The following is a 22537-nucleotide window of genomic DNA, read 5'->3' as shown; positions in this document are numbered from 1 at the left end:
GCTTATTGTTCACGGTAATCTTCAACCAGCAATTCTAATTGGCCAGTTAATGGGTCCATAATAAAGCCGTGGACGGGTACGTGTGCCGGGAACAATGGATGGTTGCGAATCATTTTGACACTGTGCATAACGCCGTCTTCTGGAGCGCTGAAGCCTCTTAAAAACTTTTCCATGCGGATGCCTGAACGCTCTAGCGTCTCGATCACAAGCGGATCAATGTTTCCTTGATCGATCATTTTATTAACAAGACCTTCACTGTCCAGGTTCGTCATACCGCAGCCATGATGGCCAATTACAACAACCTCTTTTGCATTAAGCTCATAGACAGCAACAAGAATACTGCGCATTGCAGAACCAAAAGGCTGAGTAAGTACAGCGCCTGCATTTTTAATGAATTTAGCATCGCCATTACGAAGATTTAACGCTTTTGGCAACAGTTCCATTAAACGAGTATCCATGCAAGTTAGGATTGCGATCTTTTTTTCTGGGAATTTGTCTGTAATATAGCGTTCATATTCCTTCTTCTCAACAAATGCCTGATTGAATTCCATTAATTGACTAACGATGCTCATTGCTTTCATTCCTCCTGCATTACCAATCTAAATAAAATCAATAATGTTATTATTCTCTTATTTTTTTATGAAGTCAATCTCTGAAAGAGACAGTACAGTAATTTTATAATTTTCTCAGCCTATCCGGAGTATCGCGAAAAACAAATGCGGATTAAACCCCTTCGCCTGGCAGCAATATCGTAGCGGTTGTGCCAATGCCAAGCTGGCTGCTGAAGGAAAGTGTGCCGCGATGATTGGATATAATTTGTTGGCAAACAAGCAGCCCAAGCCCGGTCCCATCTTCCTTATTGGTGTAAAATGGGTCAAAGATTTGCTTAAGCTCTTCCTCAGAAATACCTGTACCTGTATCGCGTATGAAAATAGCCATTTGTTCAGTTTCGTCGCATTGCCTCATCTCGATAAACAACTCGCCACCTGCGCTCATCGCTTCTATGCTGTTTTTAATCAGATTAACAAATACCTGCTTCAAATGCTGCTCAGAGCCTAGAACTTTAGGAAGCAATTGATCGGCTGTCAGATGCACCTTAACGTTTTTTAGCTTTCCTGAAGAATCCATCAGCGTAATAATGTCATGCATGATTTTTTCCACACGAACTGGGAGCCATTGCTCCTTTTGCGGTTTAGACATGCTTAAAAATTGACTAACGATCAGATCCACATGATGAATTTCCTGCATCACAAGTTCCATATGATGCTCTGGAATGTTACCCTTGGTTTTGTTCAGCGAAAGGAACCCTTGCACCGTTGTCAGCGGATTGCGAATTTCATGAGCTATGCTTGCAGCCATTTGACCGATCGCAGACAGCTTTTCATTATTCCGGCGCAGCTCCTCATAGTGCTTGCGCTGCGTAATGTTTCGCGTAATAGAAGCAAATGCGACTATGTCGCCATACTCATCAATGATGCCGGAAAGCGTAATGCTCACATCGATAGGCGTACCTGATTTCGTGAACATGACGGTTTCGTAGTTGGAAATGCCGTTATTGTCTACTACCTGCATAAGCAGAGAGTTATAGTTTTGCTGCTGCTCTTGCGCATCGCGGAACAATGGCTTGCCGAGCAATTCTTCGGCATCGAACTCGAACATTTCCTCGAATGCTTTATTCACTTGAATAATATTGAAGTCCAAATCCATAATGTGAATGGCATCCTTCGTATGGTCGAAGAATGATTCCAGATATTGCTTAGTACTCATTAGCTCAAAATTGGTCTGCTTTAATTCCTCGGTGTAACGATACAGGTTGTCACCCATCGTATTGACCTGAGAAGCTAGTAAGCCCAGCTCGTCCTTGCTGTTATGCTCCAGCTTCGTGTTAAACTGGTTCATCGAAATCGCATTGACCTTGACCATAATTTTTGTCAATGGAGCGGTGAGCAGCTCGGCAATCAGATAGCTGCCAACAATCGTAATCAACAGCAGCATAATACCAATCATCGTATGATCCAGCAGCTGTTTCGTAGTACTTGATAGAAGAAGCTCTTTATCAACTACGATGCTAATCACATAAGGCTTGCTGGTTGCGATAGGAATAAAGGTGCGGGTTAGCTTATGTTCATCATATGTGAAATCAGATGCAAGATACTCACCTGTTTCAATAGCTTGTTGAACGAGTGGAAGATCTCTTTCCACGTCGCTGAATTTATAGGTGCCGAATCGCACATCGCGAACATCGAGATTGTAAATGGGCTGTCCCTGCTTTAGCTTAATAATTTTTTGCTTTCCAAAAAATTCGGGATCGAAAGCAGTAATTTCAAGCAGTGTATCATTTTCATTAATAAGCTCTTGTATAATATTTTCCTTACCGTCAACATATCCATCAGGAAAGGAATGATCAGTATTGATCATCGTGTTGATCATATAATTTGTTTTCCCCGAATAGTAATAGCCCCACTTATTGACCTTGGATGGGTCGGTTACTGCGAAATTAATAGGACCAGCGTAGAAATTTGTTGAGAACTGGCCTTGGTTAACTGACACAGGCTTAAGATGGTAGACTTCCTTCATCGCTACATCCCAGTAATCCCATGTCTTGGAATGCAAATTAATTTCATCAGGATTAGAGGAAAGAAGTGAAACAAGCTCACCATTTTTCATAACCCAGAGTGTAATATCTGTCACGCCCAGCTCATCCCTGACCTGCTCAAGCTCTTCAATCGTAACATCTTCAATATTAGGATCAAGAAGCTGCTCTGCTGCTTGCGCAGCGGCTTTCAAGCGATGGGCAAGCTCAGTTTCAATGCTGCGATTCGTATTCTCAATGAGCTCTATAGAAACAGCAAGCTGCTTGGCGATATTCGTTATTTGCTGCTCAATGTTTTCGTCTTGTACTCTGACCGCATTAATTTGGGAGAAGACGACATTGAGAATTAATACGACAGATACTATTAGAGAGATAGCGAGTGATAGTTTCATTCGAATAGACAAAAATTATCCCTCCAATTTCTTAGATGAATGAATCTATAAAATAACTTGGACAAAAATCGACAAAATCCTTCAATTCTAGTAAGTATAATTGAGAAAAACCAGTATTGACAACAAGAAAATTAAACTATAAAATAACCTATATAAACTTTATTAAAGTAAGTTGATATAAAAATTATATATACGGAGGTTTTTGGAATGGCAAAATGGGTAGTAGATGCAACACATAGTTCGATTGAATTTTCGGTAAAGCATCTTATGATCGCAAAGGTAAAAGGCTCTTTTCACAAATTTGATGCAGAAATCGAAGCGGATCTGAACGATCTAACTTCAGCTAAAGTTTCGCTAGATATCGATCTTGCAAGCGTTGATACTCGCAATGAGGACCGTGATAATCACTTGCGTTCTGCTGATTTCTTCGATGTTGAAAACTCGCCAAAGCTTAACTTTGTCGTTACTTCCGTTACGAAAACAGGCGAAGACGAATATGATGTTGTTGGAGATGTAACACTTCACGGCGTAACGAAGCAAGAAACGTTTAAGCTGACATTCGAAGGGACATCAACAGATCCTTGGGGCAACAATAAAGCAGGCTTCAGCGCAACTGGCGTTATTAAACGTAGTGATTACGGCCTAACATATAATGCTGCGCTTGAAACAGGCGGCGTATTAATTGGTGATGACATTAAAGTTAGTATCGAGCTTGAAGCACAACAGGCATAATACGATTTGTTGTAATGTACAATATAAAGATCAGGGCTTATGAGCCTTGGTCTTTTTTTATATGATGTTTGTCGGAAAATGTTAAGCAAGTATCTACAGAAAATGGATTGACAACAATGATTATCCAATGATATTGTTGTAACAGATTTTAACTTGAAGAGAGGAGGGTTACGTATGATTAACTTTAATATGGATTCATTTATCGCAGTATCTCATAATCATGACGTAATCCACGCCAGAAACGTTTAATACGTACATATGGCGCATGATTACGTATCGTAGTCATGCGCCTTTGATATCATAGGACTCGTATCTCGTTTTAGCTGGATACGATCAGCCTGTTGAAAAAGAGCATGCCTACGGAGGCATGCTCTTTTTGTGTGCTTATTTTGTTTGAACAAGGGGTTGTTTGACCACATGCTAACCGTATTAAAAAAATTAGGCTGGTTTTTTAAGCGCGAGTGGAAGCGATACACATTAGCGATTGGGCTGCTGTTTTTTGCTGGCTTAGTCGACCTGCTTCCACCGTGGCTGATTGGTGTTGTCATAGACGGCATTCAGCAGGGGCAATTCTCATCCAAGCAATTTCAATGGATGATTATCGGATGGATTGCGGTCACGTTAGTGGCCTATGTCATCAACTATGTGTGGCACTATTTGCTTTTTGGAGGAGCATTTGTGTTGGAGCGCATTTTGCGGACCAATTTGATGGCTCATTTTATGCGGATGAAGCCATCGTTCTATGAACGCAACCGTACAGGTGATTTGATGGCTAGAGCAACTAATGATCTTGGTGCGGTATCCAACACAGCGGGCTTTGGAATATTGACGCTGTTTGACTCTACGATTTTTATGATCTGTATCATTGCTGTGATGAGCACGATGATAAGCTGGAAGTTGACGCTGGCGGCATTGCTGCCATTGCCATTTATCGCACTGCTGCTATCGATTTTCGGCAAGCAGATTCATAAGCGCTTTATGGCGGCACAGGATGCATTTGGAGAGCTGAATGATGATGTGCTGGAGTCTATTTCAGGGGTGCGCGTCATTCGTGCCTTCGTTCAGGAGAAGGCTAGCGAGAAAAAGTTCCGTGCGAAAACCGAGGAAGTGCTGGCGAAAAATTTAGCGGTTGTTCGCATTGATGCGTTATTTGAGCCAGGTATTAAAGTCATTGTTGGAATTAGTTACTTGATCGGGATAGGCTACGGGGCATATCTGGTTTTTCATAGCGAGCTGACGCTAGGACAATTAATTACGTTTAATATGTTTCTGGGAATGCTGATCTGGCCGATGATTGCGATGGGCGAGCTTATTAACATTATGCAGCGCGGTAACGCTTCATTGGATCGTGTCAACGAAACACTTTCCAGTGAAGCTGATGTGCAGAATAAGGCTGACACTGCCAAGCAGCATCAGCCTTCGCAAATTGCTTTTGAAAGCTATTCCTTCCAATACCCAAGCTCACCTAATCCGAACTTAAGCAAGCTGAAATTCGCCATTCGGCAGGGGCAGACGCTTGGAATTGTCGGAAAAACAGGAAGCGGTAAAACAACGATTCTGAAGCAGCTGCTTCGTGAATATCCGTTAGGTGAAGGAATGCTAAGGCTAGGCGAGCATCGCATTGATGAGCTGAAGCTAGAGGATGCGCTCGGTTATGTAGGATACGTGCCGCAGCAGCCATTCTTATTTTCACGTTCGATTAGAGACAATATTTTGTTTGGCAAGTCCGAAGCAACAGAGGAACAGCTGCAGCAAGCGTTGGAGCGAGCTTCCTTTGCGAAGGATATTCAATTTTTGCCGGATGGTCTGGAAACGATGGTCGGAGAACGCGGGGTAGCATTGTCTGGAGGACAAAAGCAGCGCGTAAGCATTGCACGCGCGTTAATCGCTGATCCAGAGATTTTGCTGCTGGATGATGCGCTGTCCGCTGTTGATGCAAAAACAGAAATGGAAATTATATCTGGTATTAAAAACGAAAGACAGAACAAAACGACGATCATTACGACTCATCGTTTGTCGGCGGTGCAGCATGCGGATTGGATTGTTGTACTTGAGGATGGAGTCATCATCGAGGAAGGCACGCATGAACAGCTGCTGCAGCAGAACGGTTGGTATAAGGAGCAATATGATCGTCAGCAAATCGAGATGGAGCTTAGCTCTTAGAGCGCTCTGGGGGCAGCTCCAGCGATTGGGGCGAATAGAGAGGTGAACACGTTGAACAACGAGCAATTCGAGCCGCAGCAGACACCTGTAAAGGGCGGTACCGGTAAACGACTGCTGCAATACGGCTTATTGTATAAAAAAACGATTATTATAGCACTTATCTTTCTAATTATAGCGGTGTGCGCGGAGATTGTTGGTCCATTAATTGCAAAAAGAATGATCGATCAGCATATTTCAGGCATTAACCAAACGTGGTATTACGTAGAAGAGGGAACGGCTGAGGCAGTACCTTATCAAGGACAATGGCTTGTTCGTCAGGATAAGCTGGAGACGAATGCAGCTGTTTTGGGCAGTGCCGAGTTTGAGCAAAAAGGCTTGACGTTTACGATGGTTCAGGACAATGGACAACGCACCGATCTGACGAAAGAAGAGCTGTATCAATTTTACAAGCCGGAAATTAAGCCTATTATTCACTTGTCAGGCCTCTATCTGGCATTACTAGCAGTTTCAGCAATCTTCATTTATATCCAGCGCTTGCTTCTGCAAAATGCAGCGAACCGTATTGTTCAGAAGCTGCGCCACGATGTTTATGCGCATACGCAGCGCCTGCCTGTAAAGTACTATGATCATTATGCGGCAGGTCAGATTGTATCGCGTGTCACGAATGACACAGAGGCAATACGTGAGCTTTATGTTGGCGTTATTGCAAACTTCAGCATGGGGATTGTCTATATTGTGGCGATATTTGGTGCAATCTTTGTGATGGATACAACGCTAGGGTTCATTACCTTGCCATTAATTCCGATCCTGCTATTATGGATCTACGTTTACCGACGTTATGCGGCGAAATACAATCGCGTGCTTCGGGCAAAGCTGAGCGAGATTAACGGGACGGTCAATGAGTCGATTCAAGGAATGACAATTATTCAAGCTTTCCGCAAGGAAGAGGCGATGGAAAAAGAGTTTAGCGAGCTGAACTCCTACTATTTCAAGTTTCAAAACAAGATGCTGAGCTTAAACTCTTTAACGTCGCATAACTTATTAAATGTCATTCGCAATATTATATATGTCGTTGTTATCGTGCTCTTTTTTACGAATCAGTTTGCAGAGGCAATAACAGTTGGTTTATTGTTCGCGTACATTGATTACTTGAACCGTATGTTCAATCCGATTGTAGGGATTGTCAATCAGCTGTCCAATTTGGAAGTGGCGCGAGTATCAGCAGAGCGTGTATTTAAGCTGATGGATGAGCCGGGTATGGAAGTAGAGGAAGAGTCAATGCCTCGTTATCGTGGGGATGTGGCCTTCAACAAGGTTTCATTTGCCTATAAGGATAAGGAATATGTGTTGAAGGATATTAACTTTGCAGCGCAGCAGGGTGAAACGATTGCTCTTGTAGGTCATACTGGATCGGGCAAAAGCTCTATTTTGAATCTGCTGTTCCGTTTTTACGATATTGAAGAAGGCAGCATTACGATTGATGGTGTGGATATTCGAAATTATTCCAAGCAGCAAATTCGTGAGCATATGGGAATCGTGCTGCAGGATCCGTTTTTATTTACAGGCACGATTGCTTCTAATGTCAGCTTGAACAACCCGGACATTCCACGAGAGCGCATTGAACAGGCGCTTAAAGATGTAGGAGCTTATGACATGTTTATGCAGCTGCCTGATGGACTGGATACAATAGTTATTGAAAAGGGGAGCACCCTATCTGCAGGACAGAGACAGCTCATATCATTTGCGAGAGCACTTGCGTATGATCCAGCTATCCTGATACTGGATGAAGCGACTGCCAGCATCGACACCGAAACAGAAGCGATGATTCAGTCAGCTCTCGATGTACTTAAGCGAGGTCGGACAACGTTTGTGATTGCCCACCGCTTGTCTACGATTCGAGCCGCTGATCAAATTCTTGTGCTGGATCGTGGCGTAATCGTAGAACGCGGCAATCACGATCAGCTCATGGAGCAACAAGGGAAGTACTATTTGATGTATCAGCTGCAAGCAGGAACAGGCGCAGGGACTGTGCCAGTATAACTAAGAGCTGCTATTGGCTTCATTCGAGGCTAATAGCAGCTTTTTTGTCGTAAAGATGTGAACCTATTGTGAAATTTAGGTAAAAATCATTCTATAGTCAAACTGTTTGATGGTAGAATAGTTTCATCGTAAAACTAATAGGACAGGAGGTGAAGGGATGTCAAACAGCGTGATGGCTGAAATCGTGGACCGCTATGAGCGCGCGACTTACATGATCAACCGAAGGCTAAGCAGTAAAATTAGAGAAGGCTTGCCGAATGATATTACACCCGAGCAGATGTTTATTTTGCGATACTTAAAGCATAATACTTTCGTCAGTTCATCGGAGCTGGCTGATTTGCTTTGTGTAGAGAAGAGTACGATCTCGTCGATTATTAATCGCATGGTGAATAAAGGCTATGTGGAACGGATTCCTAGTCAAGAAGATCGCAGGGTCGTATATCTGCAGCTAACGGAGGACGGTAAACAGCAATATGAGGGCATGGAGCACATTATTTATAGCATTATTGAACCCTATATAAGCAAAATAGGCGAGAAAAAAGCATTTGAGTATATTGAGGTGTTGGAGCATATAACCGAAGTGTTAATGCTTGATTTAGAGGAGTAGGTTCAAACGTCCAACGTTGATTACGAAGATATGTTCTATAGCGTAGTCGACATCGAATATGGCGGTCTTCAGATGCGCTGTGGTGCTCACGTACCAACCCCGTACGCTGCGCGCCTCGCTTTCAGGAATCCAGCCATCTTCTCGGTACTGAACGCCGAACGCTTGAACCCTTATTAGAAGTGTAGGTTCAAACGTCCAACGTTGATTACGAAGATAGGTTCTATAGCATAATCGGCATCGAATATGACCGTCTTCAGATGCGCTGTGGTGCTCACGTACCAACCCCGTACGCTGCGCGCCTCGCTTTCAGGAATCCAGCCATCTTCTTGGTACTGAACGCCGAACGTTTGAACCCTTATTAGAATAGGAGGCATTTGCTTGAAGGGAATTTTGAAATTCAGATGGCTTGTTATCGCAATATGGATTGTGGCTGCTGTCGGCTTGTTTATTGCAGCGCCTAATCTAGCAACGCTTGTCAGAGAAAAAGGTCAAATTACTGTGCCCGATCACGTATCGTCATCGCTGGCGGCCCAGCTGCTTGCAGAAAAGGATGGTGAATCGGACGGTGGCGGAAATTCGACTGCGCTTGTTTTTTATAAGGAGGGTGGATTAACGAGCCCCGAGCTGGCAGAGATTCAGTCGGCATTAGAGGTGCTTGAGCAAAACAAAGAGCAGCTAGGCATTATATCCGTAACTTCCTATTTCGACAATGAAGAAATGAAAGAGCAAACAGTCTCCGCGGATGAATCTACGATGATTGCACTTGTAAATGTGCAGATGAACGGAAGAGAAGCGGTTGACGTTCAGCACGACCTGTATGAAGCAATCGATTTTCTTGAGATTGAGCATTATTATACTGGCAACTGGCTAATCAATGAGGATGTGCTGCTAAGCTCCGAAGAAGGGCTTAAGCGTACAGAGCTGATTACCGTCGTATTTATATTGATTGTTCTGTTTTTAGTGTTTCGTTCTGCGGTCGCTCCGATTGTGCCACTTATTACGGTGGGGCTTTCCTATATCGTATCCCAATCGATCGTCGCATTTCTTGCGGATCAATTTGACTTTCCGCTATCAACGTTTACCCAAATCTTTATGATGGCCATTCTGTTTGGTATCGGTACAGATTACTGCATTCTATTAATCAGTCGTTATAAGGAAGAAATGAGCAAGCATGGCGATAAGCATGAAGCCATTCTGACAACGTACCGAACTGCTGGCAAAACAGTGCTTGTATCAGGTATCGCAGTGCTAGTCGGATTCAGTGCGATAGGCTTCTCGACATTCATTTTATATCGCTCTGCTGTAGCGGTAGCGGTCGGGATTGCCGTAATGATTGTTGCATTGTACACAGTTGTTCCATTTTTCCTATATACGCTTGGCAACAAGCTATTTTGGCCTGCCAAAGGCAAGATTGACCATGGCAAGAGCAAGCTATGGGATAAGGTCGGTTCATTCTCCTTAAATCGCCCGATGGCAGCATTACTTATTGTAGCGATTATCGTCGTACCGTTATGGCTTACGAAGGATGATCTTATTTCCTATAACTCCTTGGACGAAATTGGCGATAAATACGATTCCGTGAAAGGCTTTAACTTGATCGCAGATAACTTCGGACCTGGTGAAGCGATGCCGACTACGATTGTTGTGAAAAGCGCTCAGCCTTTCGATACTCCAGAGGGAATGGCCTTTATCGAGAAAACATCACGCGCTCTGTTGGAGCAGGATGGTGTAGCAGGAGTGCGAAGCGCTACACGTCCACTTGGCGAGGCTATGGAGGATTTCTTGGTAACAGATCAGGTTGGATTGCTTGAGGAAGGCTTAACTCAGGGTCAAGAAGGCTTGATGGAGATTCGCGATGGCTTGGCGGAAGCTGAACAGGCGCTATCAGAAAATACCCCGCAGCTTGATGCTGCTGTAGATGGTGCAGAGCAGCTTGTGTCAGGCAGCAAGCAGCTTCAAGCAGGTGTCGATCAGCTGTATACAGGGCTAACGGAGTTGAGCTCTGGTATGAAGCAGGGCGCACTTTCATCGAAGCAGCTTGAAGAAGGCTTGAAGGAGCTTGAAACCAACGCAGCTGCACTTGCCTCAGCAAGCGATGAGCTGCTGGGAGGCTATAAGGAGCTTCAAACTGGAGTAGAGCAGCTATCCAGTGGCTATGGTGCGATAGCGGAGCAGCAGGCTGCACTTGCATCGGGCTTGTCAGATGTGAATCAAGGCATGGCAGCGCTGCAGGCCCAGCATCCAGAGCTTGCCAACGATCCAACGTATGTAGCACTAGCTGCATCTATTGAACAGCTGGCGCAAGGAGCGGGTCAATTAAGTACAGCGATCTCCGAGCTGAATCAGGGGCTGGCTGGTATTGTAAGCGGCTTTGCGCAGGCGAATACTGGGCTGGCTGAAGCGACAGCAGGTCAGCAAGCTTTCGCAACTGGCATGAAACAGGTTGCAGGTGGCATGACTGCTTTGCGTCAAGGGCTTGAACAGCTTGCTTCCGGAAGCGAGCAGGGGAGCTCCCAGGTGCCGCAATTGTCTGCTGGACTTGGCGGAATTGCAGATGGTGGGGCTGAGCTTCAAGCTGGCTTCTCCAGCATTCAGGAGCAGCTTGAGCAGCTGACTGAAGGTCTAGCCTTAAGCGTCGATGGCTTGGAACAGGTGACCGATGGTATTGGCTCTGCTGAAGGATACTTAAAGGGCTTGGTAAGCTCGCCTGATAAGCAATTAGCAGGCTGGTACATGCCGGAGGAAGCAATCGGAAGCGAAGAGTTTGCACCAGTGCTGGATCAATATATGTCTGAAGATCGCAAGCTGATTACATTTGATGTCATTATGGAGCATAATCCATATGCGCTGGAATCGATCGAGATTATAGATAGCTTGTCGGTCGTTGTGAACGGTCAGTTGACGGATACGGCACTTGAAGGTGCTGATGTTCAAATTGGCGGCGTAACGAGCATGAATAACGACTTGATGCATATGAGCAGCGACGATTACAGCAAAACGGTAACGCTCATGCTGATCGGAATATTCCTGATTCTGCTGCTGCTGTTCCGTTCGATCGTTATTCCAATTTACGTAGTAGCATCACTGCTGATTACGTATAGCACATCACTGGCCATTACTGAGCTAGTTTTTGTAGATATTGCTGGTCTAACTGGCATAAGCTGGGCCGTTCCGTTCTTCGGCTTCGTCATGCTGATTGCGCTTGGCGTCGATTACAGCATTTTCTTAATGGATCGCTTTAAGGAGAATGCGGATATGCCGCCTACAACTGCGATTCACGAGGCAATGAAGAGCATGGGCTCGGTCATTATGTCAGCAGCTATCATTTTAGGCGGTACCTTTGCGGCAATGCTCCCATCGGGCGTTATGAGCTTGCTTCAAATCGCAACGCTTGTCCTCTGTGGACTTTTCCTTTATGCCTTAATTATGCTACCATTGTTTATACCTGTAGCAGTCAAACTGTTCGGGAAGTATAACTGGTGGCCATTTGTAAGTAGAAAGTAGAGAGGGTATCGAGCATGAAGGATATAATGGTTGTATTTACCGGAGGAACAATAGGGAGTACGAGTCAAGGGAGCGCAATTGATGTTGAAGCTTCCGGCTCCTATATGATTATCGATCAATTTAAGGAGCAGTATGACCTCGAAGCAACATTTGATACGATACAGCCAATGAATATATTAAGTGAAAATTTAACGGCTCAGCAATGGCTTGTCCTTGCTGAGCAAATAAGAGCAATTCCGCAGGAAAAGTATGCGGGAATCATTGTTACCCATGGCTCAGACACACTTGCCTATTCTGCAGCCATGATGGGCTATCTGCTGGCGGATACGACCATTCCAATCGTACTTATTGCGAGCAACTATCCATTAGCAGATGAACGGGCCAATGGATTGCGCAACTTTAGTGAGGCAGTACAGTGGATTACTTTAGAAGCGCCCCCTGGTGTTTTCGCGACTTATGAGAATGACCGGGGCGAATGTCAGCTATATTTGGCAACTCGTCTAATGCAATGTGAACCTTTTACTGATCAGTTTCGCAGTCCATATGAACTGACACTAGGGACTTTGAAGCAGGGCAGCTTGAACTGGACAGAGGATGAACGCAACCCTGCGTTACATCAGCTGGGGCCGGCAAATAGTGTATGGACAGAACGCCTGAAACAAGTTCGTGAGCTGGCTGATTCCATCGTTTACATTAAGCCATTTCCCGGGTTGAACTATGATCTGTACCAGTGGAACACCAGCAAGCCAAAAGCGATTGTACATGACTTGTATCATTCAGGAACGGCATGCTCACTGGAGGAAGGCCCTTATTCGTTGCCGGCATTTATTCGCAGATGTCGCGCAGAAGGGATTGATGTTTATTTAACGCCTGCGAAGCGCTCGGAGGATATGCAGTACGCAACGACGACGAAGCTTTTTGAAGCGGGCGCAGTATTGCTTGGCGGGATGGCGCCAGAGGCTGCCATGACAAAGCTGATGCTTGCTTATGCACTACTGGATTCACACGACTATGAGCAGATTATTACCTTTATGACGCAGGAAGAGCTATATTACGAGCTGCATCTTCCGAGTAGACCTTAGAAGTAATGAACACGTCGCATCATTAAGCTGACAAATGATAACAAAACAGCCCATTGATCCGCTAATCAGGCGATCAATGGGCTGTTTATATGATAGAGGTGGACCAGCGAGCCGCTTATTGCTGCTCGCCCGTTTCCCCCTCCTTCAAAGGCAAGCTGTTTACATAGCTGTCAGACAACTGAAGCAGCTCTAGTGCGCGTTGAAACTCTTCTTCCGTAGCATTTCCACTTTCCGTGCTTGCATCTGTTAGAGAATAGTGTCTACCATCGTCATATCCGCTGCCTGAAAGGAATAGTTCCTCACTTGTCAGGAAGGAGCCGGTTGGCAAGTAGTAGCGCTGTGGCAGAAGGTTCTCATGATGATTGAAAATATCCTGGCCAAAATGCAGTTGGTCCTCCATGCTTATGCCTAGCAGATTCGCAATCGTCGGCATAATATCGACCTGACCACCAATTTGATCGAACACCTGAGGCTCTGTCACGCCTTCATTAATGAAGACAAGCGGGATGTTAATCATATCCATATACGTATAGTCACGTCCGTAAAATTCCTTCATCAGCTCGAGCTCGTGAGAATCCAACGAATAGATTGGCAATCCGAGATGGTCACCATATAGAACAATTAAGCTGTTATCCCATAAGCCTTGTGCTTTTAATTGATCGATAAATTTGCCGAGCGCATGGTCAGCATAATTTTGCGCGATCAAATAGTTGCCAACAAGCGTATTTTGATAGCTCTCAGGGAGTGTGATAAGCTGCTTTTCAGCAGGCATTGTATACGGATGATGAGCAGTCATCGAGATTACATGTGCATAGAATGGATGCTCCGCTGCGTCCATTTCAATCAGCTTATCCAGCGTTTTGTCATACAGCACATCGTCGGAAGGACCAAAAAATACTGTGTCCTCTTCACCATAGTACTTTGCATCGTAATAATGGTTGAAGCCAAGTGACTCATACAGCTCACCGCGATTCCAGAATTCCACAACATTTGTATGGAAGGTAGCGGAATCATAGTTATGCTTAGCAAGCAGCTTAGGGAGGCTTGGCAGCTCTCGATCCGCATACATTTGCGTAGCAGCACCGCGTGATGGAATATACAGCGATGAATTGACTACATACTCAGCATCTGACGTATTGCCTTGACCGACTTGTTGGTAAAATTTATTAAAGTAGTAGTGCTCGTTCACAAGCTTATTAAAGTTCGGCGTAATTTCCTGGCCATCTACAGAGAGGTTAACCAAGAAGTTTTGGAAGGATTCCAGCTGAATCATTATAATATTTTTTCCTTCAGCCGATCCGTATAATAAAGGCTCTTCGATTGGTTGAAGTTTTTTGATTTCATTAATTTTTTGCTGGGTAATCGCTTCTGGTTCAATGTACTCCGTTTCCTTGCTGGAAAAAATCATGTAAGCTTCATAATTAAGAATGCCCATCTGCTCTGCCTTGACAATTTCATTCATGCTTGCACGATTTGGCAAAATATTAAACAGACAAATAATTAACGAAACGGTTAATACTGCAAGTGCGGCTCTACGACTGCTCGGGCGATTGAGCTTCATTTTCCATTCAGAATCACCTTTTTTTCTATAGAGCAGAACAGCTAAAATGACAATATCGATGAAGATCAATAAGAAGTAGGGGTCCATTAATGAAAATACACTGTTTTTCACAGCTGTAACCTGGTTAACTTGTGCTAGCGCAAAGTATGTTACAATGACACCGTAGTACTTGTAATACATGATGACGGCAAATAAAATAGTAGTCATGAGCAAATTTGCCAGCAAGTAATAAAGCATCTTGCGCTTTTTAGCAAATGCTTCGATTAGACTGAAAATAATTAGCGCGAACGGTAATTCTTTTAGTAACAGTGTCCAGGACATGCCGTTTTCAAATATAACCATCCAAGCCAAAGCGCTTTTTAGCAGCAAAATTAGCGAGAAAAAAATAATTGGCTGCACACTAAGCAGCCGTTTATAGCTCTCGTTTAACACCATACATCCTACCCTTCGTTTATCTAATATAGTTATGAAAGCTACATCAATGTTATAATGAGTACTTATATATTATGATGATACGCGGCGCCATTGTCAAAATCGAATAAATGTAATTTGCGTACAATTTCAACCCTAATGTCATTCATTTCCAATTATCGCTGCACAATTCTTTCTTGTGCTCAGTTTTACGGTCTATTACTAAGGAGGCAATCTAAAATGAAGGTCGGCAAGCTGTTATTATTTGTTATGTTTCTTGCATTGCTAGTTGCAGTAGTGCTATATTTTGTGGACTACAAAAAAGAGCAACTGGCATCAGACATAAATGTGTCTCAACCAGACGCTACTAATGAAAACGAAACAAATCCGGATAATGTTTCACAAAATCATGAAAATTCAACAAATGATCAAGAAGAAGCGGGGCAGGATCCAACTTCTACCCCAACACCAGAGCCTGATCCTGAACCAACGGTAGAGCCTGATACAGACGCTAAAAGTGTAAGTGTTATCGTTAACCCGAATTACAAGCTGCCGGACAATTATGAACCAGATGATCTTGTATATCCAGAGGTTCGTTTTATATTTAATGAAAAAATAGAAAAGCGAATGCTGCGCGAGGAAGCTGCAAAGGCACTGGAAAGCATGTTCGAGGCAGCAGAGGTTGATGGGATCTACTTGGCTGGGGTTTCCGGCTATCGTTCACATAGTACGCAGACCGCACTATTCAATCGTTATGTCGAACGCGATGGTTATGACGTAGCTAAAACATATAGCGCAGAGCCAGGGACCAGCGAACACGAGACGGGCTTGGCAATTGATGTAACGAGCAGTGACGGTAAATGTGCCGCACAGGATTGTTTTGGCGGTACAGTAGAAGCGATCTGGCTTGAAAATAATGCACAAGCGTACGGCTTCATTATTCGTTACCCGAAAGGAAAGGAAGACATAACCGGTTATAAGTATGAGCCGTGGCATATTCGCTATGTTGGTGTAGAGCTGGCTCAGCAGCTGCATGAACAAGGCTTAACATTAGAAGAATATTATGACGTCGAACCCGTCAAGCGTTAACGCAGAAGACAGGTGGAGGAGAACAGAGAATGGTGATATGGCAACATTTTTATGCAATTGTCATGATTCTTAATATAATTCTTGCAATGGCCATTATCTTTCTTGAAAGACGAAATGTAAGCTCGACTTGGGCTTGGGTAATGGTTTTATTTTTTATACCTGTAGTTGGCTTTGTGCTGTATTTAATTCTTGGACAAAAATTCAAAAAGCGCAAGTTAACGAAACTATTGGGCTTTAACCCCAGTATGATCAACGATCTAATTATGGAACAGCATCGGAAATTAACTAGTGGAAATATTGATTTAGCTGGCCCTGAGGTAGAAGAGTATGCTGATCTGATCGGGATGAATTTGAAGACGGGTTTCTCGTTGTTTACCTCACGCAATAAAGTAGATATTTATACGGACGGCAACGATAAATTCGATGCATTAATTGAAGACATTAAACAAGCGAAGCATCACATCCATCTTGTTTACTACATTGTGAGAGATGATGAGACGGGACGCAAACTATTACATGCGCTCACCTTAAAGGCGAAGGAAGGCATTAAGGTGAGATTTCTGTACGATCATATCGGAAGCCCGAATCTGCCCAAAAAATTTTTTAAGGAATTCCGAGAGGCAGGAGGCTTGGAGGCTGCATATTTTCCATCGCGTATTCCATACTTGAATATTAAAATAAACTTCCGCAATCATCGAAAGCTGGTTGTAATCGATGGACAGGTTGGTTATATTGGCGGGTTCAATATTGGGGATGAATATCGTGGCTTGAACAAGCATTTTGGCAAATGGAGAGACACGCATCTACGCATTAAGGGGGAAGCTGTACTTCAGATGCAGGCGCAATTTATGATCGATTGGAATATTGCGTCGAACGCAAAAATTGCCTACCATGCCTCGTATTTCCCTGATCCTCCTCATGATTGTGCAAGCCGTATTGGTATCCAGGTTGTTGCAAGCGGTCCGGATTCGGAGTATCAGGAAATAAAAAATTCCTACATTAAAATGATTTATTCAACCAAGCGTACGGTGTTGCTCCAGACACCTTACTTTGTACCTGACAGCAGCTTGCTGAATGCATTGCGGACAGCCGCGTTATCTGGTAAAGATGTGCATCTGATGCTGCCGAGCAAGCCGGATCATTTTTTTGTGTTTTGGGCTACGCAATCGTATTTGGAGGATCTGCTTTCATGCGGTGTTAAGGTGCATTTGTACGAAGCCGGTTTCCTGCATGCAAAAACGCTTGTTATCGACGGCAAGGTTGCTTCTGTCGGTACGGCAAATTTGGATATTCGCAGCTTTAAGCTCAATTTCGAGATGAATGCGTTTATTTATAATAGAGAGGTTGCAGAAAAGCTTGAGCAGATCTTTTACGAGGATGTTGAACATTCGCATCTGCTGACGCTTGAGGAATATCAGGGACGTCCTTGGTTTAATCGATTCAAGGAGTCAATCTCACGTCTACTCAGTCCAATTTTATAGGAGTACATTGACGAAAAACTGATCCTTTGCAAGAAAAGTGGCGCAAGGGACGGTTTTTTGTGCTATTTCCTAGGAAATGATGTCGAATAGCTAGTGAATAAATGGGATTAGATTGACTGTGCTTCACATTAGACTTATACTAAATCTAACATTTTGAAAGGCGGCATGGCTATGGCTCAAAAAATAAACTTAACCGTACAGCGAAGAGCAATTCTTGAAGTTGTTCAGCAGTCGCATGATCATCCGACGGCGGCTGATATTATAGAGCGTTTGCGCGAGAAGGGCTTTAATTTCGCATATGGCACAGTATATAATTCATTGCGTTATTTAACAGAGGTTCATATGATTCAAGAGCTGAAGCTGGGTGAATCGGTAAGTCGGTACGATGCCCGTACTGAAGAGCATCAGCATATTGTTTGTACATCCTGCGGCAAGGTAGAGGAGGTACTCGTTGATATCCCTCAAGCTTGGCTGGATCAAGTCTCTGAGCAAACCAAATACAGCATTCAGCATCCCCATATTGTAATGGAAGGGTTGTGTGAGCAATGTACGAACAAGCAATAGACTCCTTTGGGCATACTGAAGCACAGAAATTGTGCAGCTTAACGAAGCGTGTTATGATCATAAGTCCACTTCCTGAACGAGTTAACGGTTTGTTTGTATCGCTTACGACAGCATGTTACGACGTTTTTTCACTGCATGAGTTTAATGAGGGGCTGCTTAGCTCGCTTAAGCCGGAGCTAATCGTTTATGACGCCCTGCCGTTGACAAGCTCGCCTGATTATATTGAAATGCTTAATCAAGATCAAACCTTGTTGCGGATTGCCACGAATTATCCTATTCCGCTCGTTGTATTGCTTGATGAATCCAGCTATTCTCGTAAGGCTGAGCTTATGCTGGACAGAGCTGAAGTGATCGCTTGGCCATCCTCAGCTGAGCTGGTAATGGAACGAATGGATGCCATGCTTGAAAATCAGACCGGTTTTGCGAAGTCTGATGACTTTATCATGTATAAAGACTTGAAGATTGATGTTAAACGGATGATTGTGATGAAGGACAATCAACGCATTGAATTAACGAAGACGGAATATGACCTGTTGCTGCACTTTTTAACGTCAGACGGGTCCGTTCAAACGAGAGAGCTTTTATTAGATATAATATGGGGGCTTCAATTCTATGCTGGCAGTAATGTGGTCGATGTGCACATCAAAAGCCTGCGTAAAAAAATAGAGGATAGCGCAGTTGATCCAAAATACATTGCAACAGTGCGTGGGGTAGGGTATCGACTCGCTGATATTTAAGTATACAAAAAGAGCATTCCACTGTTAGGGGGATCGGGACCTCCTAATAACGGACTGCTCTTTTTTCGTGCGAAGAAGTAGATTTTATTGGTTAGACGGATGCAGATCATTGCCGATTGCTGTATATTGCGAAGAAATCGTCCAAATTTTAAAAATGGCACGGACGAGTGGCAGCAGCTGATACAGCAAAAAGCTAATGAAGGTAACCCAGAGAATGGATAAGGTATGTATCGAAAGACTGATCAGACTATAAATTAATGCTAATACAATACCGATTGCGAGTACTTGAAGGATATGCTTAGCGCCTTTCATCAACGCGTTTAACGGTGACAGCTGCGCGCCTATCCCAAGTGACATGATGTAGAAAAGCGCACTAATCGTAATCGCCCATAGCAAGGCTGCAAGCCATAACCATCCGGATTGCTCAAGTACTGCTGTTATCGCAGCCTGATGATTATGAGCTGTAAACAATGGACGCAGCAGGTAAGCCAGTGGTGCAATAATAGCGAGGTTTTTCAGCCAGTACATTAGCGTCATCGGCTTCCAGCAGCTTGCAATCCCTTTGCGAAATTGTGTGTGTTGCTCGCCTTGACTCATCGCATACAGACTGTAGTTCAAGCCGCTCTGCAAAATCGGTGTAAGCAGCATGCGCAGCAGCAGCAGTCCTAATGCACTCCATAAATAAGGTGTGATCATATCCGTTTTCAATAAATTGAACTGATTCTCAATCCAAAACAACTGGATGGCTTCTGACTGATTTGTAATTTTCGGATAGCGAAGCAGCAACGGTGAAACGATATGATCGACTATACGGTACAGGAAAAATCCCCACAGCATCTGATAAAAAAAGTATAGCAGTATAATTTTGAAATGACGTTTCGTTACACTCCAGCCTTGTCGTATCCTTTGCGACATCGTAAGATTCCTCCTCTACCAGCTCAACAAGCGAAGCAGCAGGTCAAGCAAAGAGCTCGCCGTAATGGTAACGGCTTTACGCTCTTGCTCCGGCAGCTCTGCGCGCATAAAGTTGTTGTTAAGCTTCGTATCGAGCTTATTGCTTTGATCGGGATCAAGCTTGATCCAAAGCAAAGGTACTTCTGAGCGTTCAACAAAATGCAAGTTCGCCTCGTCGCCCGTTTCCCATAATTTGCGTACAATCGAGCCGTTTTCATATACAAGCTCAATCGGGATCGTACGTTTTACTACGCTGTTTTGCTGCAGTAGTATCGTGTATTCATAAATGGTTTTCTCCATTTCAGTCAGCTGCCGCTTGTCTATTTTTGAAATGACGAGATCATTTGTAGCATCGGAATAAACATGTTGGTCAAAGTATGCTTGCCATGACTGCTTCGTAACCTTTTCTAATACACCTTGAAATTGTGCGGTCGTAGGATGCTTGAATTGGTAGGTTTGGAAATACGTGCGCAGCACTTTTGTCATTTGGTCACTGCCGATAATCTGCTCGATATCAAGCAGCAGCAGCTTGCCTCGTATATACACATTTTCAGCATAATGAGTATGATCGTTGTACTCCCAGGCGTTTAGCTTTAATGGGGCTGGATTAGTCATGTAGCTAGCTTCAATTCGATGGTCCGTCTTCACGCCGTAGGCATGCTCCATTACCTTCTCTTCAGCATAAGAGGTGAAGGCTTCATCAAGCCATGCTTCCTCAAATTCATTATTCGCGACGATGCCATACCAATACTGATGCCCGATTTCATGGACAACCGTTCGCTCCAATTCATAGCCTGGATTTTCCTGATCAGCAGCTAATGCTGTAATAAGTGTCGGATATTCCATTCCGCCAGCGCCAGAAGCGCCTTTAGGAGGTACTACAATCGAAAGCGTACTGTAAGGATAGGTTCCATAAAATTTACCGTAATAATTGAGTGCTGATCTGGCTGCATGCAGGTAGCGTTCGGATAGCGCTTCATGTTCCTTATCAACGTACAGTTTAATTTTCACACCAGGAATGCCCTCTGAAGAGAAAGAAGCTTCATGTGTCACGAAATTAGGAGATGCTGCAAAGGCAAAGTCGTGAACATCCTCTGCATAGAAGGAAAGCATCTTGCGTCCCTTGCCGAGGCTTGCCACTTTTGTAAGCATGCCAGTGCCGGCGACAACGTAATGCTCAGGCACATGTATTTTCACGCTGTACACGCCGAAGTTGCTGTAAAACTCAGAGTTGCCATGATACTGATGAACTCTCCAGCCTTCTTCTTTATTGTGACTGCTGGCTGTTTCATATGCGGCTACTTTCGGGAACCATTGTCCACCCATAATAAAGTCACCTGAATAACCCATGCGTGCAAAAACCTCTGGAAGCTTGACTTCAAATTTTAAGCGCAGTGTTACCTCTTGTCCTGGCGCAACGGGCTCGATCAAGCGAAAGGTAGCGACGGTATAATCGTGCTCGTTCTGATCATCAGGGGATACGAATTTTACTCTTGGAAGCAAGTTGTCACCCTGGAGTGTTTCAAGGCTTGTCAATTCGATATAGCCTTCGCTGTTCGTTGTTGCCGAGTCGCCTCTAAGCTGTCCGCCAGATTCCTTCATGAAGGTGGTTTGTGGTGACTTGAATGCATTGGCGTATAGATTCAAGTACATTTCTTGGACCTGCTTCTTGCCTGGGTTACGCCATGTAATGACTTCTTCGCCTTCAAGCACGCGAAGCTCCTCATTCAGATTGACTTGTATGTGATAGTCGACAATTCGATCGCTTAAGGCAGGCTGTGGGGTAATTTTGACGACATCACTGCTTAGCGGCACTGAGCTGGTTTCGTTCGTTTCATTGGTCATGGTGATTGCAGGCATTGCTTCAAATACTGCAGGCGAGCCTGCATACGTATAACTTGATTGCCAAGCATGCTGAAATTGATAAGGTGAGACAGCAAACAAGAATACGATAATTGGTAAGCCTAACAGTATAAGTTTGTATGGCTTTTCAGACATCGTAAGATTCCCTCCCGTTGACAAGCATCTACAGCATGTATATGTTGGCTTTTCCAATAATATTAGCTAAAATAGAATTATTGTATGGGAAGGTGTGAGAAAAGTGACTGAAGATAAAAATCAATCCGCACAACCAGAGAAAAAAGAGAAGAAAAATCTTGCTCTGAACGTAGTGGGCAATAAAAAACATAAAGGCTTTGGAGCAGGCTCAATCGATCTAAGCGATGTAGCTTGCGTTATGATTGATCAAGGTGTCGCTTATATTGATGTAGGTGCGATGCATGCCAAAAGTAAAATTGAACGCGGCATCAAATTTACACCTAACAAAGAGGATACACCGAATGGACGCCCTTGCTGGGTCGTATGGGTAGCCGTTGAGCGCACAGAGGAAGGAACGTTTTATGCAGGAGCAGCTTCCTGCGAGATGCTAATTGACAGCGAGGCAAGACGTGGCTGGAAAATTCTTGCCGATCATGTCAATCGCTTGGATGCCGCAATCAAGCGCCGCTTTATGCTAGACAATATTGGCCCGGAGGAAAAGGCAGCGCTGCGCAAGCTATTGATGGAGCATAATCTAGAGTGGTGGGAACGTTCACCGGAAGAGCTTAAACATTTGCTGGCTGACTAAG

Annotated in this window: 16 protein-coding genes; 11 read left to right on the top strand and 5 right to left on the bottom strand. The window is 44.1% G+C overall.

Annotation, left to right across the window (positions count from 1 at the left end; translation table 11 throughout):
• Positions 1–2 precede the first annotated feature (2 nt).
• Positions 3–572: a beta-class carbonic anhydrase gene (locus ACFP56_RS15225; protein ID WP_379236045.1), complete on the bottom strand. Its 570-nt coding sequence runs from the start codon at positions 570–572 to the stop codon at positions 3–5.
• Between the two features lie 151 nt (positions 573–723).
• The gene (locus ACFP56_RS15220) at positions 724–2997 is read right to left on the bottom strand and encodes an ATP-binding protein (protein WP_379236043.1); all 2274 of its coding nucleotides are present in this window, start codon (positions 2995–2997) and stop codon (positions 724–726) included.
• A 195-nt stretch (positions 2998–3192) separates the two neighbouring features.
• Here ACFP56_RS15220 and ACFP56_RS15215 point away from each other — a divergent pair, with 195 nt between their 5' ends.
• The 6 genes from ACFP56_RS15215 (at position 3193) to ACFP56_RS15190 (ending at position 13113) form a co-directional block, all read left to right on the top strand.
• Positions 3193–3717 (top strand): YceI family protein, encoded by a 525-nt coding sequence (locus tag ACFP56_RS15215; RefSeq protein WP_379236041.1) that lies wholly within the window; start codon positions 3193–3195, stop codon positions 3715–3717.
• A gap of 417 nt (positions 3718–4134) precedes the next feature.
• Entirely contained in the window at positions 4135–5880 is a 1746-nt protein-coding gene (locus tag ACFP56_RS15210) for an ABC transporter ATP-binding protein (protein ID WP_379236039.1), read from the top strand.
• A gap of 51 nt (positions 5881–5931) precedes the next feature.
• Positions 5932–7920, top strand: coding sequence for an ABC transporter ATP-binding protein (locus ACFP56_RS15205; protein ID WP_379236037.1), 1989 nt, complete (start codon positions 5932–5934; stop codon positions 7918–7920).
• 157 nt (positions 7921–8077) lie between these two features.
• The gene (locus ACFP56_RS15200; protein WP_379236035.1) at positions 8078–8527 is read left to right on the top strand and encodes a MarR family winged helix-turn-helix transcriptional regulator; all 450 of its coding nucleotides are present in this window, start codon (positions 8078–8080) and stop codon (positions 8525–8527) included.
• Positions 8528–8905: 378 nt separating this feature from the next.
• Positions 8906–12031 (top strand): MMPL family transporter, encoded by a 3126-nt coding sequence (locus ACFP56_RS15195; protein WP_379236033.1) that lies wholly within the window; start codon positions 8906–8908, stop codon positions 12029–12031.
• Between the two features lie 14 nt (positions 12032–12045).
• On the top strand, positions 12046–13113 hold the full coding sequence (locus ACFP56_RS15190) for an asparaginase (RefSeq protein WP_379236031.1): 1068 nt from the start codon (positions 12046–12048) through the stop codon (positions 13111–13113).
• A gap of 115 nt (positions 13114–13228) precedes the next feature.
• On the opposite strand, the gene ACFP56_RS15185 is transcribed toward ACFP56_RS15190, so the two are convergent.
• Complete coding sequence (locus ACFP56_RS15185; protein ID WP_379236029.1) at positions 13229–15109, bottom strand: LTA synthase family protein; 1881 nt, start codon at positions 15107–15109, stop codon at positions 13229–13231.
• 216 nt (positions 15110–15325) lie between these two features.
• On the opposite strand from ACFP56_RS15185, the gene ACFP56_RS15180 reads away from it, so the two are divergent.
• The 4 genes from ACFP56_RS15180 to ACFP56_RS15165 all read left to right on the top strand — a co-directional run bounded on the left by ACFP56_RS15180 (position 15326) and on the right by ACFP56_RS15165 (position 18956).
• Positions 15326–16174 carry a M15 family metallopeptidase gene (locus ACFP56_RS15180; RefSeq protein ID WP_379236027.1) on the top strand — a complete coding sequence of 283 codons (849 nt, stop codon included), beginning with the start codon at positions 15326–15328 and terminating at the stop codon, positions 16172–16174.
• A 29-nt stretch (positions 16175–16203) separates the two neighbouring features.
• Complete coding sequence (cls, locus tag ACFP56_RS15175) at positions 16204–17655, top strand: cardiolipin synthase (RefSeq protein ID WP_379236024.1); 1452 nt, start codon at positions 16204–16206, stop codon at positions 17653–17655.
• A 171-nt stretch (positions 17656–17826) separates the two neighbouring features.
• Entirely contained in the window at positions 17827–18219 is a 393-nt protein-coding gene (locus tag ACFP56_RS15170) for a Fur family transcriptional regulator (protein ID WP_379236022.1), read from the top strand.
• The gene (locus tag ACFP56_RS15165; protein ID WP_379236020.1) at positions 18201–18956 is read left to right on the top strand and encodes a response regulator transcription factor; all 756 of its coding nucleotides are present in this window, start codon (positions 18201–18203) and stop codon (positions 18954–18956) included. Before ACFP56_RS15170 ends, ACFP56_RS15165 begins: the two co-directional genes overlap by 19 nt.
• Before the next feature lie 84 nt (positions 18957–19040).
• On the opposite strand, the gene ACFP56_RS15160 is transcribed toward ACFP56_RS15165, so the two are convergent.
• Together ACFP56_RS15160 and ACFP56_RS15155 are read right to left on the bottom strand one after the other, a co-directional pair.
• Positions 19041–19871, bottom strand: a complete 831-nt coding sequence (locus tag ACFP56_RS15160; protein ID WP_379236018.1) for a hypothetical protein — start codon at positions 19869–19871, stop codon at positions 19041–19043.
• A 15-nt stretch (positions 19872–19886) separates the two neighbouring features.
• Positions 19887–21908: a M1 family metallopeptidase gene (locus ACFP56_RS15155; protein ID WP_379236016.1), complete on the bottom strand. Its 2022-nt coding sequence runs from the start codon at positions 21906–21908 to the stop codon at positions 19887–19889.
• A 103-nt stretch (positions 21909–22011) separates the two neighbouring features.
• Here ACFP56_RS15155 and ACFP56_RS15150 point away from each other — a divergent pair, with 103 nt between their 5' ends.
• Positions 22012–22536, top strand: coding sequence for a YwhD family protein (locus tag ACFP56_RS15150; protein ID WP_379236014.1), 525 nt, complete (start codon positions 22012–22014; stop codon positions 22534–22536).
• Position 22537 lies beyond the last annotated feature (1 nt).

Origin of the sequence: Paenibacillus septentrionalis (assembly GCF_042659865.1) — a bacterium.
Taxonomy (GTDB): Bacteria; Bacillota; Bacilli; order Paenibacillales; family Paenibacillaceae; genus Pristimantibacillus; species Pristimantibacillus septentrionalis.
This window is presented reverse-complemented; position numbering and strand designations above follow the sequence as displayed.